This is a genomic window from Halorubrum sp. SP3 (genome assembly GCF_005435195.1).
Lineage (GTDB): Archaea > Halobacteriota > Halobacteria > Halobacteriales > Haloferacaceae > Halorubrum > Halorubrum sodomense.
The window spans coordinates 21,986-36,427 of sequence record NZ_SGTU01000019.1 but is presented as its reverse complement, the minus strand read 5'-3'; the positions used below and the strand labels follow the sequence as shown (position 1 = coordinate 36,427).

The following is a 14,442-nucleotide window of genomic DNA, read 5'->3' as shown; positions in this document are numbered from 1 at the left end:
TCGCTTTCGGGCCCGGTCCTTATTCCCCGTTTCCGTCGGTGTCCGGTCCACCTCCCGTCCCGTACTTCGCGGAGAAGCGCTCCGCGGGCACCTCCCCGCGGGCGACGCCGATCGCGTCGCGCACGAGCTCGACGGTGGCGTCGTCTCGCACCGGCTCGACGGCCGGCGGGTCGTCGTCGCTCATGACCGGACGGAGGAGGTCGCGCCCCCTCGGCGTCCCGCTTTACCGGTCCACCGCTTCAAAGGCTCTCACCGCTCGGCGCCGTCAAAGACGTCCGTCACCAGCTTCGCCTGCGCGGTGCGGAGCCGCTGTGAGAGCGCGGACTTGCTGATACCGAGCTCGTCGGCGAGCTCGCTCAGGCGCACGTCGCGGTCGTCGTCGAAGTAGCCGCGGACGACCGCGAGCTCGAGCCCGCGGCGCTGCTTCGGCGTCAGCGCGGAGAGGTCGAAGGTGACCTGCTCGGTCGCGTCCGGCCCCTCGACGACCGCGAGTCGGACGAGGCGAACCCGGTCGACGACCCCGCGAAGCTCTTCGACGAGCCGGCGGACCGCGCCCCGGTCGTCGACGTACGCGGTGACGAGGATCGTCCCGTCCTCGACGCGCCGGAAGTGCGGGACGCAGCCGAGGCCCCCGAACGCGTGACAGAGGCAGTCGGCGTCGACCTCGCCGGTTCCGCGGCGCACGTCGCCGTCCGGCGTCGTCACGTCGACGACGCACTCGTCGCCGACCGCGTTGACCGCGACCTCGGTGGCCTCGTCGGCCTCGGAGACGATCGGACAGCCGCGGTCGCCGGTCGGATCGACGTCGAGGTCGACCCGCAGGCGACGGTCCACCTCGGCGCCGGCGGCGTCGGACATGTCAGTCGCTACGGACGGCGTCGGTTTTACTTTTCGGCGGATTCCCGCGATCCGGCGCGGCGGTCCGGGTCGGTTTCGAAAAAGTGAGTGAGAGAACGCGACCGCGTCGTCGGATTAGTCCTCGGACTCGGGGGCGGCCTCCTCGGCCGCGGGCTCGTCGGCTGTACCGCCCGACTCGGCCTCCTCGCCCTCCTCGGAGCGTGCGGCGACGAGGGCGCCGCTGGCGACGCTGTACATCGGCTCGTCGGCCGAGCGCACGCCGCTGATCGAGAACGGAATGTTCGCGTCCGCGAGGTGGTCGGCGAACAGGTCCTCGAAGCCGTTCGGGCTGGAGGTGCCGCCGGTGACGACGACGGGCACGTCGAGCCCCTCCTCGACGTCCTCCTCGTCCACCTCGCGGGTGATGTTCTCGATGACGTAGTCGAGCAGGTTCTCGTAGTAGATGGCGAGCGCGCCCTCGACGCCGCCCACGTCGGTGCGGAAGTCGAGTTCGAAGTCGTCCTCCTTGATGCTCGTCACCTTGTCGACGGGCGTGCCGGTCGCCTGCGAGGTCTGCTCGTCGATCCAGTCGCCCCCGCGGGCGATGGAGAACTTCATGACGGGGACCGCGTAGTAGGCGAGACAGACGTTCGTCATCCCCGCGCCGAAGGAGATCCCGAGGCCGGTGAAGTTGTTGTCGGCCAGCTCCGAGTAGATGACCGCCATCCCCTCGTTGATCGGCTCGGGATCGTACCCCATGTCCCCGAGCATCGATTCGAGCGTCTTTTCGTGGTACAGGGTCGTGAGCCCGGAGTCGATCGGGTCCGCGGGACTGGAGTAGAACAGCCGCTCGTTCGGCTTCGAGGGCTCGCCGACCACCTGCTCGGTAATGAGCTTGATCATCGGGATCGCGGACGCCTCCTCGCTGGAGAGGATGCCGTGCTGCATCGGCCGGCGGGTCTCCTTGTTGAAGATGTTCGCGAAGTTCAGGGCGTCGTCGCCGACGACGTACACCTTGTCGTCCTTTCGGATGTGGAGGACCTCGCTGCGCGAGAGCATCTGCTCGGCCATGTCGCTGTACTCGATCTCGACGAACGAGTTCCGCTGCTGTACGAACACCGTCTCCGCGCCCTCCTGCCGCCCGGAGAGGATGTTCATCGTCCCGACGTCTAGGCCTTTAGCCATGAACCAGTGTTTCATTTCGCAGGTGATAAACGTTCGTGGCAGGCCGGGCGCGGCCGCCTGCGTGGCCGGGGAGGTGTTCGGGACGCGGCGATCGCGGCGAGGCGCTCCCGGGCCGACCGATCCCGCACCGTTTATTTCTCGGCGGCGGAAGTACGGGGACGACGTGCGAGACACGCTCCGCGGTATCGTCGACCTCGCTCGCCTCGGCAACTGCGTCGCCGCCGGGGCCCTCACGGCGACCGGCGCGTTCGTCGCGGGCGCGAGCGGCGCCGCCGTCCCGACCGCGCTCGCGGCCGCGACGACCGTCTTCGCGGTCGCCGCGGGCAACGCGATCAACGACTACTTCGACCGTCAAGTCGACGCGGTCAACCGCCCGGACCGCCCCATCCCCCGCGGCGCGGTGTCGCCCCGGGGCGCGCTCGCGACCGCCGCCGTCTGGTTCGCGGTCGCGGTCGCGGTCGCGGTCCGCCTCCCGCCGTTAGCGATCGGCATCGCCGCGGTGAACCTCGTCGCGCTCGTCACCTACACGAGCCTCTTCAAAGGGACGCCCGGGCTCGGCAACGCCCTGGTCGCCTACCTCGTCGGCTCGACGTTCCTGTTCGGCGGCGCCGCCGTCGGAAACCCCCGCGCCGTCCTCGTCCTCGCCGCGCTCGCCGGGCTCTCGACGTTCACCCGCGAGGTGATCAAAGACGTCGAGGACGTGGCCGGCGACCGAGAGGAGGGCCTCGCGACCCTCCCGATCGCGGTCGGCGAACGCCGCGCGCTGCGGATCGGTGCGGCCGCGCTGGTTGTCGCCGTGGCCGTCAGCCCGCTGCCGTACTTCTCCGGAACGCTCGGCGCGGCGTACCTCGCGGTCGTCGTCGTCGCCGACGCGGTGATGCTGTACGCGACCTACGAGAGCGTCGCCGACCCCGGCGCCGCACAGCGCCGCTTCAAGTACGGCACGTTCCTCGCGGCGGCGGCGTTCGTCGTCGGCCGCGTCGCGGTGGTCGTGTGAGCCGAGCTGCGCGGCCGCTCGCGGACGAAGACCAACACGAAAACCGGTCGCGGTGCGAAACGATGCTCGACGGCGGACGGTCAGGTGACGGTCACGCGACGTTGAAACCCTTGTCGCGGAGGAAATCCTCCACGCGACCCGAGTGGTTCCCCTGGAGCTCGATGGCGCCGTCCTCGACGGTGCCCCCGCAGGCGAACTTGGACTTGAGATCCGACGAGAGGGAACTCATGTCCACGTCTTTCGGATCGAATCCTTCGATGACCGTTACCTCCTTACCGTACCTGCGCTCGTCGATGCGGATGCTGATCTGCTGGGACTCCTTCGCGACGTCTTCGCAGACGCAGAGTTCCTGGGGCAGTCCGCACGTCGAGCAGACTTCCGACATTACAGTCCGAATCTATAAGACGCCCGTATTAAATAGTGTCGGGTAACCCCCCGATCAGCGGACGAATCGCCCGATAAGCGGCACGCGTTCGAGCGCGAGCCGCCGCACCGCTCTGCGCGCCGCGTCGGCCTCGGCGCGGGTCACCGACCCGGCGTACGCGGCGTGCTCGTACGCCGTCGCGACGGTCTCGACGCGCTCGTCCGCGCCGAGCGTCCGGATCGCGTCGACGTAGTTCCGCGGCGTCTCCCCCGGCCGCCGCTCGCGGTAGCGCCCGGCGAGCAGTCGTTCGAGGTCCGCGAACGCCCGCTCGGCGTCCGCGATCGGACCGCGCCGCCGCCCCGGGAGCAGCGGTCCGACCCGTCGACTCGCTCGACCCGTGAGTCCGGTTCGGCGGGCGCCAGCGACGCCGAGCGCGGCAACGAGCAGCCAGTAGACGGCCGTCTTCGGGTCCGGTATCGATCCGAGCGCACCGTCGTCGTTCCCGCCAGCGGTCGACCCCGCGGTGGCGCTCGCGCCGGCCGGCGGCACCGTCCCCGTCTGCTCGCCGCCGAAGCGAGCGATATCGACGGGGCCGACCGCGCCGGTGCCGGTCGCGTTCCCCGCCGTCGAGTTGCTCGCCCCCGTGTCCCCGTCGGCCGAACCCGCGTCGGCCTCGGGCTCGTTCGGAGCGGGCTCCGGCGTCCGGTCGGGCGCGGAGGCCTCGGTGTCGACGTTCTCCGCGCCCTCGGCGCGCGCCTCCGCGAGCCGGGTCTCTCGGACCTCGTCGCGGGGGCCCGACGGGGTCGGATCGAACGCCACCCAGCCGTGGTCCGGCACGTAGATCGACACCCACGCGTGGGCGTTCTGTCCGCGCACGACGTACTCGTCCTCGCTAACCTGCTCGCCGGACGTGTAGCCCGTCTCGAACCGGGTCGGGATCCCCTGCGAGCGGAGCATCGCCGCCATCGTCGTCGCGAAGTACACGCAGTAGCCGGCGTCCATCTCGAACAGGAACGCGTCGGCCACGTCACCCTCGGGCCGCTCGACGGTCAGCGAGTACTCGTACTCCGATCGCAGGTACGACTCGATCGCGGCCGCCTGTTCGTACGGCGAGTCGGCGTTCGCCGCCGCGACGATCTCCTCCGTCCGCTCCCCGACCCGATCGGGGGTGCTCTCGGGCAGCTGGGTGTACCGCTCCTCGATCGCCGCCGGGTAGTCGGTGCTCGCGTTCCGGAGCGTCGCCGGATCGGCGTCGAGGACGCGGCTCGTCACCGTTACGCTCTCGCCCGGTTCGAGCGGCTCCGCGAGCCGGAGGCTGCCGCGCTCGTCGACCTCGACCGCTCCCGCGCCGTCGACCGAGACCGCCTTCCAGGGCGCCGGCAGCGCCGTCGACTCGGTCTCCGCGGTGATCGTCACGTCGACCGCCTCCGCCTCTCCCGGCGGGCCCGGCAGCGTGCCGTTCACCGCGGACCGCTCGCCGGTCCTGACCCAACCGTCGCCGGTGTAGGTGTCGTACGCCCCCGTGTGCCAGTTCCGCTCGACCGGGCTCTCGATCGTGTACCGGACCTTCGGGGAGAGCCGCGTCGTCCCGACGACGGCCAGCTCGTCGTCGCCGCTCAGGCTCGACTCCAGGGTCGGCGTCCCGCGGTCGAGCCCCAGCGGCTCCGCGGCGCCCGCCGGGATCACGGTGACGGTCGCGCTCGCGACGACCATCGCCGCGACCACCAGCGCGAACGTCCCGGCGTGGCCGCGGCGTCGGCTCGGCGTCGACAGCGTCGAGAGCCCGATCGCGAGCGCGATGCCGACGACCCCGGCGACCGCGGCGCCGGTCTCGGCGTCGCCGGTGAGCACGAGGAAGCCGAGGGTTCCGCCGGCGACCGCCGCGGCCGCGACGTGGCGCCCGCGCCCGACGAAATAGCCGACGAGGAACGTCGGCACCGGCGCCACCGCGAGCACCCAGACGTCCGCGAGCGCCAGCCGCAGCACGGACAGTCCGGTCGACAGCGCGAGGAGGTCCAAGGTGACGCTCCGGAGGGTGAACAGCGCTCGCTGGCTCTCGGGGATCGCGAGGAAGTACCCCGCGAGCCCCGCCGCGAACAGCAGTCCGGCCAGCCACAGCGCGGTCCGCTCGCCGACGGCCCGCGCCAGCGCGACCCCGCCGAGTCCCGCGACCGCGACGACGGCCGCGGTCCGCCCCGTCCCGCCGACGACGTTCGTCACCTGAAAGAACACGGCGAGGTACGCCGCGGCCACGACCGCGACGCCGATCACCGCCGGGTCGGCCGTCCGCCCGTCGCTTCGGTCCGACCCGCTCCCGGCCGATTCGCTCCCGGCCGACTCGCTCCGGGAGAGGCGCCCCCGAACGGCCGACTCGCGACTCACGGCGACGCCACCTCCCGGCGGTCGGTCGATCCGTCCGGTCGGCTCGACTGCGGGCCGTCGGTCGCGGTGCGCTCCTCGTCGGCCTCGCGGCGCAGGTCCGCGAACGAGACCGAGCGGTCCCCCGTTCGGAACCGGGCGCCGTCCGCCGCGGCGACGATCGTCACGTCGGCCTCGTCGTCGGTCACCGCCCCCGGACCGGTCCGGGCCGCGAGTTCGAGCACCTCGCGCCGGCCGCGTCCGCCCGGCGCCGCCGAGACGCGACCGCCGGGCAGTCGCACGTCGACGGGGACGCCGTCGTCGAGCAGCGCCAGCGCGAGGCTCGCGGTCGCCCGCGCGAGCTCGTCGGCAGCGGCCGCGTTCGCGGAGCGTCCGGGGGTTGAGTCGTCGCCGCGATCGACGGCGCCGAGCGAGCCGGCTCCGCGCCCGTCGTCGCGACCGCCGACCGGTCCGTCCCCGCCGCCGCGAACCTCCGTTCCGCCCGCGATCGTCACCCGGTTCCGGACGGTCTCGGCCGCGAACTCCTTGACGACGATCTCGTCGCGCTTGGCGGTCGTCGCCCAGTGGACGTCGCGGACCGCGTCGCCGCGGGTGTACTCGCGGAGGCGGTCGAACTCCTCGCGTTGGCGGCTCACGTCGACCGCGTCGGCCGCGTACAGCTCGCGGCGGAACCGCGTCGGGACCGGGTCGCGGGGCGGGTACACGGTCACCGCCGCGGTCTCGTCGACGACCAGCTCGCGCTCGAAGAGCCCGAACACGTCGGTGACGGTGAGCTCGACCGGGCCGAGCGTCCGCTCGCCGCGCTGGCGGTACGTGACGCGGTACGAGACCGGCTCCGTGCCCACAGACGCCCGGATCGGCGCCGCCGGGCCGTCGAGCCCCTCGTCGACACGGACGCGCACGTCGGCGAGAAACGACTGCGAGGCAGCCTCGTCGCCCCGCGCCGCCTCGGGTCCGAACGCCAAGCGGACCTCTCGCGTCTCTCCGGCGAACCCGTCGGCGGGCGTCACGTGGCGGACCGCGGGCACCTCGACGCGCGACACCTGGACGTAGCCGGCCGCGAGCGCGATGGCGACCGGGAGCACGACCGCGTCGAGCGCGCGCCCGCCGGCGGCGAGCGCGCTGGCGGCCGCGACGAGGCCGACGACGCCGGCGACGCGCCCCCGGCGGGTGAGTGCCGGCGTCATCCTGACCTGAGTGGGGTCGGCGTCACCGTCATCATTCCACCCGGATTCGGTCGAGCGCGTCGTCGACGATGTCCGCGCCGTCGGTCCCGCCCGATTCGGTCCGGATCCGGTGTGAGAGCACGGTCGGCGCCTCGGCCTGGACGTCGTCTGGGATCACGTAGCCGCGACCTTCGAGCGCGGCGCGGGCCTGCGACGCCCTGACGAGCGCGAGGCTTCCGCGCGGGCTCGCCCCGAGCCGGGCGTTCCGACGGGTGTACACCGCGAGGCGAGCCACGTAGTTCCGGACCGCCTCCGAGGTCTCGATCTCCCCGACGATCCGGCGGGCCCGCCGGACGTCCGCGATCGTCGCCACGGGCTCGACCGCGTCGACCGGGTGATCGCCGGCGAGGCGCCCGAGGATCGCGGCCTCCTCTTCGGTGTCCGGGTAGCCGAGCCGGATCTTCTTCGTGAAGCGGTCGACCTCCGCGACCGGGAGCTCGTACGTCTGTCCGGGCTCCACGTCGTTCTGGGTCGCGATGACGCAGAACGGGTCGGGGAGGTCGCGGGTCGTCCCGTCGGTGGTCACCTGGTTCTCCTCCATCGCCTCCAACAGCGCCGACTGCGTCTTCGGCGGGGCGCGGTTGATCTCGTCGCCGAGGACGACGTTCGCGAACACCGGACCGGGCTGGAAGTCGAACTCGTCGGTCCGGCGGTTGAAGACGTTGACGCCGGTGACGTCGGAGGGTAAGAGGTCGGGGGTGAACTGGACGCGCTTGAACGAGCCGTCGATCGACCGCGCGACCGACTTCGCGAGCGTCGTCTTCCCGACGCCCGGCACGTCCTCGACGAGGAGGTGGCCGCGCGCCAGCACGGTGACGAGGACGTGTTCGACGGCGTCGCGCTTGCCGACGATCACCTCCTCGACCTCGCTCACGATCCGGTCCGCGAGCGCGGCGACGTCGGCGGGGGTCTCGGGGGCGCTCGCCGCGGCGGCACCGGCCGCCGCGCCAGCGCGCTCGCCGCCGGTCGATTCCGCCTCGGCGTCCGCCGACTCCGCGGGACCGGTCCCAATCGGTCCCGGCTCTCCGGGGTCCGTCATGTTCGGTCGGCCTCGCCGGGGTCGGCTTCCCGTCCGGAGACGACCGTGCGAATGCTCCCCGTGATCATCGATATACCCCGGCTAAGGCGAGCAACGGCATATGCGTTCCGCCGCCGGCCGTCCGCTCGTCGCGGCCGATTTCGGCCCCTCGGCCTCCTCCGGACGGGCCCGCGATCCCCGACGGAGTCCCGAGTTTCGGGGCGCCCGAGTTTTCAAACTCCCCGGGGTTTCAGGCCACCTGAGGTTTCAGCGCACCCGAGGCTTCGGGCCGCCCGGGGTCCCCGGCCCGACTACGGCTCCCTGACGTTCCGCCCGACCGGATCGCCGAACGACGCGGCCCCGGTCGCCGGGTCGCGCTCGTAGACGACCTCGCCGCGGACGAGCGTGACCTCGGGGAAGACACCTCGAAGCCCCTCGAAGGGGGTCCACGCGCAGGCGCTGTGGAGCGCGGCGGCCTCCACCTCGCGCGGGTCGGCGGTGTCGACGAGGACGAGGTCGGCGTCGTACCCCTCGGCGACCCGTCCCTTCCGGTCGAGGCCGAATATCTCGGCCGGGTTCGCGGCGACGACGTCGCGGACGCGTTCGAGCGACAGTTCGCCCTTCCGGGCCGATTCGAGCAGGAGCGGGTACAGCGTCTCGACGCCCGGAACGCCGCTCGGCGCGTCGACGAGCCCCTCCCGCTTCTCCGCGACCGTGTGGGGCGCGTGGTCGGTCGCGACCACGTCGACCGCGCCCTCGGCGAGCCGGGCGAACAGCGCCTCCTGCCGCGACTCGGACCGGAGCGGCGGGTTCATCCGTCCGAACGTCCCCAGCGACCGCGCCCGCTCCCGGGAGAGGTAGAGGTGGTGCGGCGTCACCTCGCAGGTGACCCGCCGGGCGGCGGCGTCGGCTCCGTCGCCGTCGGCGTCGACCTCGTCCCCGTCGGCCGCCGTCGACTCGTCCTCCCGGGCCTCGACGACGGCGTCGACCGCCGCCGGCGTCGAGGTGTGCGCGACGTGGACCCGCGCGTCGCGGTCGGCGGCCGCCGCGAGCGCGCGCTCGACCGCGGCGATCTCCGCGTCGGCCGTCCGGTAGGCGGACCACGCGTCGGCGGTCGCGGCCGTGCCGACGCCGCCGAGGTCGCCGTCGAGCGCCGACTCGTCGAACAGCGTCGCGTCCTCGGCGTGGACGGTGACGGGGGCGTCGCGCGCCGCGGCCTCGTCGAGCGCGTCCGCGAACAGGTCGGCGTCGATCCCCATGTCGCCGGTCGAGTCCGCGAGGAACACCTCCCCCAGCGCGAACAGCGGGCGGTCGAAGAGGCTCTCCGGGTCCCAGTCGGGGGTGACGCCGCCGTTGATCCCGTAGTCGACGAGCGAGTCGGCCGCGAGGTCGGCCTTCTCGTCGAACGCCGCGCCGTCGACGGTAGGCGGCGAGGTGTTCGGCTGGTCGACGACGGTCGTGACGCCCCCCGCGGCCGCGCTCCGCGAGCCCGACGCCCACGTCTCCTTGTGGCTCCCGCCCGGCTCGCGGAAGTGGACGTGGACGTCGATCGCGCCGGGCAGGAGGTGCCGCCCGCCGGCCTCGATGACGCGCTCGCCGGCGTCGGCGCCGAGCCCCTCGCTGACCGCGGCGATCCGTCCGTCGTCGCCGATCCGCGCGTCCCGAACCCGGCCGTCGGCCAGCGTCGCGCCCGTGATGAGCATCGTTGTCGGCCGGTCGCGGCGCGCGGAATAAACGCTGGTGGTTCCCGGTCGCGAGATCGGCGGCCGTCGGCGGCGACGCGCTCCGAGCAACCACAAGACGTTTGTCGCCGGCGGGGGCTCTCCACCGCATGACGTTCCTTCTCCCCGCCCGCTCGGGAGTCGTCCCTCCGCTCCGGGGCTCGACCGCTTCTCTCGGGGTCCCCGCCGTCGCGGACGCGGTCGTCGGCTGGCTGTGGACGGTCGCGCTGTTCCTCTTCCCCGGCCTCGTCGCCGCCGGACTGTGCGCGCCGTGCCTCGCCGCCGAGCGCCTCCGGGCGCTGTTCGACGCGCTCCCGCCGGCGGGACGCGTCTTGCCCTCGTACCTCGGAGTGTCCGTGGGGCTCTCGGTGCCGTATCTCGTCGGCGTCGCGCTCACTGTCACGCGCGCCGGCGAGGCGGGCCCCGCCTGGAGCTCCGGATTCCTGCTCACGGCGCTGATCGGGGCGGTCGCGGTCGGCTTCGTCGCGCCGGCGGCCGCCGCGCTCGGTCTGCCGCGGCTGGGCGTCGACTGGGACCCGGCCGGGTACGGCCCGTCGACGTGGCTCCTCCTCGTCGGCGCCGGCCTGTGGTACGCGCTTGTCGCCGCGGTCCCGCTCGTCGCGCTCGCCGTCGGGATGGCGCTGCCGGGCGGGTACTGACGATTCAGTCACCGGTCGTCGATTTATAAATGGACGAGGCGGTCGGCGCGTGCCTCCGAGTGGCCGCCATCGGCGGCCGCGAGGAGCACGCGCGAGGGACGCCGCGAGCGACCGAAGGGAGTGAGCGGCAGCGAGGCGCGACGCGCCTCTGGCAGCCGGCGGCTTCGCCGCCGGCGACGAGGCTGGGGAGGTGAGAGGTGCGGTCGCGGTGCGGGACGGGGCGGGACTCAAAGGGGCAGTCGCGAGGACGGCGCAGGCGACGTAAGCACTGGAAGGAGCGAACGGAGTGAGCGACTGAAGCGCGCAACGAGCGTGCGCCGTCCTCGCGACTGGGGCTTTGGAGGTGTTCGCCGCCGATCACCGAGTGCTAACTAAAAGAAGACGCTGTGAGACGTTACCGACGCTCCGATACGGTTTTGGGTCGCCCCGCGGAACCCCCGACAAATGCTGTCTCGACAGTTCGTCCGGGAGCACCCCGAGGTCGTCCGCGAGGCGCTCGACAACAAGGGCGTCGACGTGGACCTCGACCGGATACTCGACGTCGACGAGGAGTGGCGGGAGCTGAAACAGCGCGGCGACGACCTGCGCCACGAGCGCAACGAGGTCTCCTCGACGATCGGCGAGCTGAAGGGGGCCGGCGAGGAGGAGGCGGCCCAGGAGGCCATCGAGCGCTCGCAGGAGCTCAAGTCGGAGCTTCAGGAGATCGAGGAGCGCGCCGACGAACTGGAGGCCGAACTGGAGGAGTCCTTACTCGAACTCCCCCAGATACCCCAGGACTCGGTCCCCGTGGGCGCGGACGAGTCGGAGAACGTCGAGGTCCGCCGCGAGGGGTTCGACGACCTCCGGGACGTTCCGGCCGACGTGGAGCCGCACTACGACCTCGGCGAGGACCTCGAGATCCTCGACTTCGAGCGCGGTGCGAAGGTCGCGGGCGGCGGGTTCTACGTCGCGAAGGGCGACGGCGCCCGCCTCGAGCACGCGCTGATCCAGTTCATGCTCGACGTCCACCGCGAGCAGGGGTACGAGGACGTGTTCCCGCCGATCCCCGTCAACTCCGCGTCGATGCGCGGGACCGGCCAGCTCCCGAAGTTCACCGAGGACGCCTACCGCGTCGAGGGGTCGAACGAGGACGCGTACGACGACGACGACCTCTGGCTGCTCCCGACCGCGGAGGTGCCCGTCACCAACCTCCACCGCGACGAGATCCTCCTCGGCGAGGACCTCCCGCTGAAGTACCAGGCGTACACGCCGAACTTCCGGCAGGAGGCTGGCGAGCACGGCACCGAGACGCGCGGGATCGTCCGCGTCCACCAGTTCAACAAGGTGGAGATGGTGAACTTCGTTCGGCCCGAGGAGAGCGACGAGCGCTTCGAGGGGCTCGTCGACGAGGCCGAGGAGGTTCTCCGTCGGCTCGACCTCCCGTACCGCATCCTGGAGATGTGTACCGGCGATCTGGGGTTCACGCAGGCGAAGAAGTACGACGTCGAGGTGTGGGCGCCCGCCGACGACATGGACGAGGGGCCCGACGTGGGCGGCCGCTGGCTGGAGGTCTCCTCCGTCTCGAACTTCGAGGACTTCCAGTCGCGCCGCGCCGGCATCCGGTACCGCGAGGAGCACCACGAGTCCGCCGAGTACCTCCACACCCTGAACGGCTCGGGGCTCGCGGTGCCGCGGGTCGTCGTCGCCATCCTGGAGTACTACCAGAACGACGACGGCACCGTCACCGTCCCGGAGGCGCTGCGTCCGTACATGGGCGGGACGGAGGTCATCGAGGGCCACGACGCGGTCGGCGAGTCGAAGCTGGGCGAGGAATAGGGGTCGACTCGGCGGGGAAGCCCGGCGGTCGCGAGCCCGCCCGACCGCTCTCGACGCCCACATGCTCTCCGATTCCCCCTCGGTTCGGGCCTCCCGTGACCTTTCCGCGTCCGCTATCTTCGGCATCTCGCGGACGAAGGCGACGAGCTCGTTGCCGCGTTCGAGCGTCCGTTCGACGAGGGGGCGGCCGGTTCGACCGCCCGCACCGAAAGTGGCGATTCGCACGCGACACATGGGTGCGCTCGGAGCATATCGGAGTGACTTCGATACTTCGAAGTAATGGGCTTTCGAGGACTCGCGACCAAAGGTACAATATCGCAAGTCTCGTGGTGGCGATCAATGACCGGTCCCACCGACCCACCGGCGGTCCCCGACCTCGACTCGGGGCTGTCACGCGAGGAAGCGATCGCGCTGCGCGAGTCCTTCGAAGACGCGGAACAGGAGCGCATTCGACGGACGGTGGCGGAACTCCTCGACCTGCTCGGGAAGGCCCACACGATGGCGGTCCTGAGCGAGTTCGCGTTCGCCGAGGGGCCGCTCCGGTTCAGCGACCTGGAGGCCGAACTCGGGGTCGCGCCGAACACGCTCTCGACGCGGTTGCGCGAGCTGAACGAAGCGGCGCTGCTCGAACGGGACGCCTACGACGAGGTCCCGCCCCGCGTGGAGTACACGCCGACGGAGAGGGCCGAGTCGCTGTTCCCCGTCTTCGCCCACCTCCACCACTGGGCGATCGAACACGAGCTGTAGCCGGAGCCGTCCCTCGCTACCGACCCTCGAAGTCGCACCTATAATTGTCGGCGGAGCGAACGGACGGCCATGGAACGAGTCTCCATCGACGAGGTCGAGCCGAACGCGTTCGGAAGCGACGTCGACCGACGCGGGCTCTCCGAGCCCCTCGGCGCGACGGACGTCGCGGTCAACCACTACCGACTCGACCCGGGCGAGCGGTTCTCCGGCGGACTCCACGCCCACATGGATCAAGAGGAGCTCTTCGTCGTCGTCGAGGGCGAGGCGACCTTCGAGACGCCGGCCGAGCCGGTGACCGTCGGCGCGGGCGAGGCGGTCCGGTTCGCACCGGGCGAGTTCCAGTCCGGCAAGAACGACGGCGACGAACCGGTCGTCGCGCTCGCGCTCGGCGCTCCCCGAGAGAGCGAGGACGTTCGAATCCCGCAGAAATGTCCGGCGTGCGGTCACGAGGACATGCGGGCCATTCCCGGCGACGACGGGTTCGACCTCCGGTGTCCGGAGTGTGACGCCGAGTTGGAGGGCTGAGCCGTGCCGGACGGCGACGGCGGGGTGCGCGGGTCCGACGGTCCGGCCGACAATTCGGCTGACGGTCCGGCCGACGACTCGGACGGGGAACCGGACCGCGTCCTCGTGACCGGTGCGACGGGGACCGTGGGAGAGCCGCTGGTCCGGCGGCTCCTCGAAGACGGGACCCCGGTGCGCGTCGCGACGCGGGACCCGGAGCGCGCACGCGACGAGTTCGGCGACGTCCCCGAGTACGTCGAGTTCGACCTCGGTCGCCCCGAGACGTGGGGGACGGCCCTAGCGGGATCTGACCGCCTGTTCCTGCTGTTCCCGCCGGAGAGCGGCGTCGGCGCCGTCACCGAGTTCGCCGACGCCGCCGAGCGGGTCGGCGTCGACCGCGCGGCCTTCCTGTCGATCCTCGGCGCGGAGAAGCTACCGGTCCTCCCGCATCGCCGGATCGAAACGCACCTGGCGGGGACGGGGATCGCGTGTACCTTCCTCCGCGCCTCCTGGTTCGCCCAGAACCTGAGCGAGATCCACCGTCGGGAGATCGTCGACCGCGACGAGATATTCGTCCCCGCCGGCGACGGCGTGTTGAGCTTCACCGACGCGCGGGACGTGGCCGCGGTGGCCGCGACGGTGCTCACCGAGTCCGGTCACGCGGACCGCGCCTACGACCTCACCGGCCCCGCAGCCCTCGACTTCCGCGAGGCCGCCGACGTGTTCTCGGACGTGCTCGACAGGCCGATCGGCTACGCGGACCCCTCCCGGCCGGCGTTCGGGCTGGCGATGTACCGGCGCGGGTTCTCGCCCGGGTTCGTCGCGTTCATGATCGCAGAGTACTCGCTGGTGCGACTGGGCCTCTCCGGCCGGACGACGGACGATGTCGAGACCGTCCTGGGGCGACCGCCGCGAACGCTCCGCGAGTTCGTCGACGACCACGCCGACGCGTTCCGCGCCGCCGGGGACTCGCCGTCCCGCCCGTAGCGC

The 14,442-nt window shown here is 72.1% G+C and carries 14 protein-coding genes; 6 read left to right on the top strand and 8 right to left on the bottom strand.

Features of this window, described 5'->3' with window-relative positions; all coding sequences use genetic code 11:
• Positions 1-19 precede the first annotated feature (19 nt).
• The 3 genes from EXE42_RS18600 to EXE42_RS13235 form a co-directional block, all read right to left on the bottom strand.
• Positions 20-184, bottom strand: a complete 165-nt coding sequence (locus tag EXE42_RS18600; protein ID WP_158293709.1) for a hypothetical protein — start codon at positions 182-184, stop codon at positions 20-22.
• A gap of 65 nt (positions 185-249) precedes the next feature.
• The gene (locus EXE42_RS13240; protein ID WP_137694469.1) at positions 250-858 is read right to left on the bottom strand and encodes a helix-turn-helix domain-containing protein; all 609 of its coding nucleotides are present in this window, start codon (positions 856-858) and stop codon (positions 250-252) included.
• A 114-nt stretch (positions 859-972) separates the two neighbouring features.
• Positions 973-2,022 (bottom strand): cell division FtsA domain-containing protein, encoded by a 1,050-nt coding sequence (locus EXE42_RS13235; protein ID WP_174548986.1) that lies wholly within the window; start codon positions 2,020-2,022, stop codon positions 973-975.
• A 163-nt stretch (positions 2,023-2,185) separates the two neighbouring features.
• Here EXE42_RS13235 and EXE42_RS13230 point away from each other — a divergent pair, with 163 nt between their 5' ends.
• Positions 2,186-3,019: a geranylgeranylglycerol-phosphate geranylgeranyltransferase gene (locus EXE42_RS13230; RefSeq protein ID WP_137694468.1), complete on the top strand. Its 834-nt coding sequence runs from the start codon at positions 2,186-2,188 to the stop codon at positions 3,017-3,019.
• Positions 3,020-3,110: 91 nt separating this feature from the next.
• On the opposite strand, the gene yciH is transcribed toward EXE42_RS13230, so the two are convergent.
• From yciH to EXE42_RS13205, 5 genes are all read right to left on the bottom strand, one after another.
• The gene (yciH, locus tag EXE42_RS13225) at positions 3,111-3,404 is read right to left on the bottom strand and encodes a stress response translation initiation inhibitor YciH (RefSeq protein ID WP_004046732.1); all 294 of its coding nucleotides are present in this window, start codon (positions 3,402-3,404) and stop codon (positions 3,111-3,113) included.
• A 54-nt stretch (positions 3,405-3,458) separates the two neighbouring features.
• Positions 3,459-5,654 carry a transglutaminase domain-containing protein gene (locus EXE42_RS13220; RefSeq protein WP_321167823.1) on the bottom strand — a complete coding sequence of 732 codons (2,196 nt, stop codon included), beginning with the start codon at positions 5,652-5,654 and terminating at the stop codon, positions 3,459-3,461.
• A 107-nt stretch (positions 5,655-5,761) separates the two neighbouring features.
• Positions 5,762-6,949 carry a DUF58 domain-containing protein gene (locus EXE42_RS13215; RefSeq protein ID WP_092920274.1) on the bottom strand — a complete coding sequence of 396 codons (1,188 nt, stop codon included), beginning with the start codon at positions 6,947-6,949 and terminating at the stop codon, positions 5,762-5,764.
• 31 nt (positions 6,950-6,980) lie between these two features.
• A complete protein-coding gene (locus EXE42_RS13210) occupies positions 6,981-8,027 on the bottom strand; it encodes a MoxR family ATPase (RefSeq protein ID WP_137706694.1) in 1,047 nt (348 codons plus the stop codon).
• A 290-nt stretch (positions 8,028-8,317) separates the two neighbouring features.
• Positions 8,318-9,709 (bottom strand): dihydroorotase, encoded by a 1,392-nt coding sequence (locus tag EXE42_RS13205; protein ID WP_137706693.1) that lies wholly within the window; start codon positions 9,707-9,709, stop codon positions 8,318-8,320.
• 128 nt (positions 9,710-9,837) lie between these two features.
• Between EXE42_RS13205 and EXE42_RS13200 the strand changes: the two genes are divergently transcribed.
• The 5 genes from EXE42_RS13200 (at position 9,838) to EXE42_RS13175 (ending at position 14,439) form a co-directional block, all read left to right on the top strand.
• A complete protein-coding gene (locus tag EXE42_RS13200; protein WP_137706692.1) occupies positions 9,838-10,386 on the top strand; it encodes a hypothetical protein in 549 nt (182 codons plus the stop codon).
• 444 nt (positions 10,387-10,830) lie between these two features.
• Positions 10,831-12,201, top strand: coding sequence for a serine--tRNA ligase (gene serS / locus EXE42_RS13195; RefSeq protein ID WP_137706691.1), 1,371 nt, complete (start codon positions 10,831-10,833; stop codon positions 12,199-12,201).
• Positions 12,202-12,540: 339 nt separating this feature from the next.
• Entirely contained in the window at positions 12,541-12,948 is a 408-nt protein-coding gene (locus tag EXE42_RS13185; RefSeq protein WP_137706690.1) for a helix-turn-helix domain-containing protein, read from the top strand.
• Between the two features lie 69 nt (positions 12,949-13,017).
• The gene (locus EXE42_RS13180; protein ID WP_137706689.1) at positions 13,018-13,473 is read left to right on the top strand and encodes a cupin domain-containing protein; all 456 of its coding nucleotides are present in this window, start codon (positions 13,018-13,020) and stop codon (positions 13,471-13,473) included.
• Positions 13,474-13,578: 105 nt separating this feature from the next.
• Positions 13,579-14,439, top strand: coding sequence for an NAD(P)H-binding protein (locus tag EXE42_RS13175; RefSeq protein WP_369333746.1), 861 nt, complete (start codon positions 13,579-13,581; stop codon positions 14,437-14,439).
• The last annotated feature ends 3 nt before the right edge of the window (positions 14,440-14,442 follow it).

Bases quoted from the DNA above. Each gene is read 5' to 3' on its own strand.
- EXE42_RS18600 (WP_158293709.1), bottom strand. From the start codon at position 184: ATGAGCGACGACGACCCGCCGGCCGTCGAGCCGGTGCGAGACGACGCC.
- EXE42_RS13180 (WP_137706689.1), top strand. From the start codon at position 13,018: ATGGAACGAGTCTCCATCGACGAGGTCGAGCCGAACGCGTTCGGAAGC.
- yciH (WP_004046732.1), bottom strand. From the start codon at position 3,404: ATGTCGGAAGTCTGCTCGACGTGCGGACTGCCCCAGGAACTCTGCGTC.
- EXE42_RS13235 (WP_174548986.1), bottom strand. From the start codon at position 2,022: ATGGCTAAAGGCCTAGACGTCGGGACGATGAACATCCTCTCCGGGCGG.
- EXE42_RS13210 (WP_137706694.1), bottom strand. From the start codon at position 8,027: ATGACGGACCCCGGAGAGCCGGGACCGATTGGGACCGGTCCCGCGGAG.
- EXE42_RS13205 (WP_137706693.1), bottom strand. From the start codon at position 9,709: ATGCTCATCACGGGCGCGACGCTGGCCGACGGCCGGGTTCGGGACGCG.
- serS (WP_137706691.1), top strand. From the start codon at position 10,831: ATGCTGTCTCGACAGTTCGTCCGGGAGCACCCCGAGGTCGTCCGCGAG.
- EXE42_RS13200 (WP_137706692.1), top strand. From the start codon at position 9,838: ATGACGTTCCTTCTCCCCGCCCGCTCGGGAGTCGTCCCTCCGCTCCGG.
- EXE42_RS13215 (WP_092920274.1), bottom strand. From the start codon at position 6,949: ATGACGCCGGCACTCACCCGCCGGGGGCGCGTCGCCGGCGTCGTCGGC.
- EXE42_RS13185 (WP_137706690.1), top strand. From the start codon at position 12,541: ATGACCGGTCCCACCGACCCACCGGCGGTCCCCGACCTCGACTCGGGG.
- EXE42_RS13240 (WP_137694469.1), bottom strand. From the start codon at position 858: ATGTCCGACGCCGCCGGCGCCGAGGTGGACCGTCGCCTGCGGGTCGAC.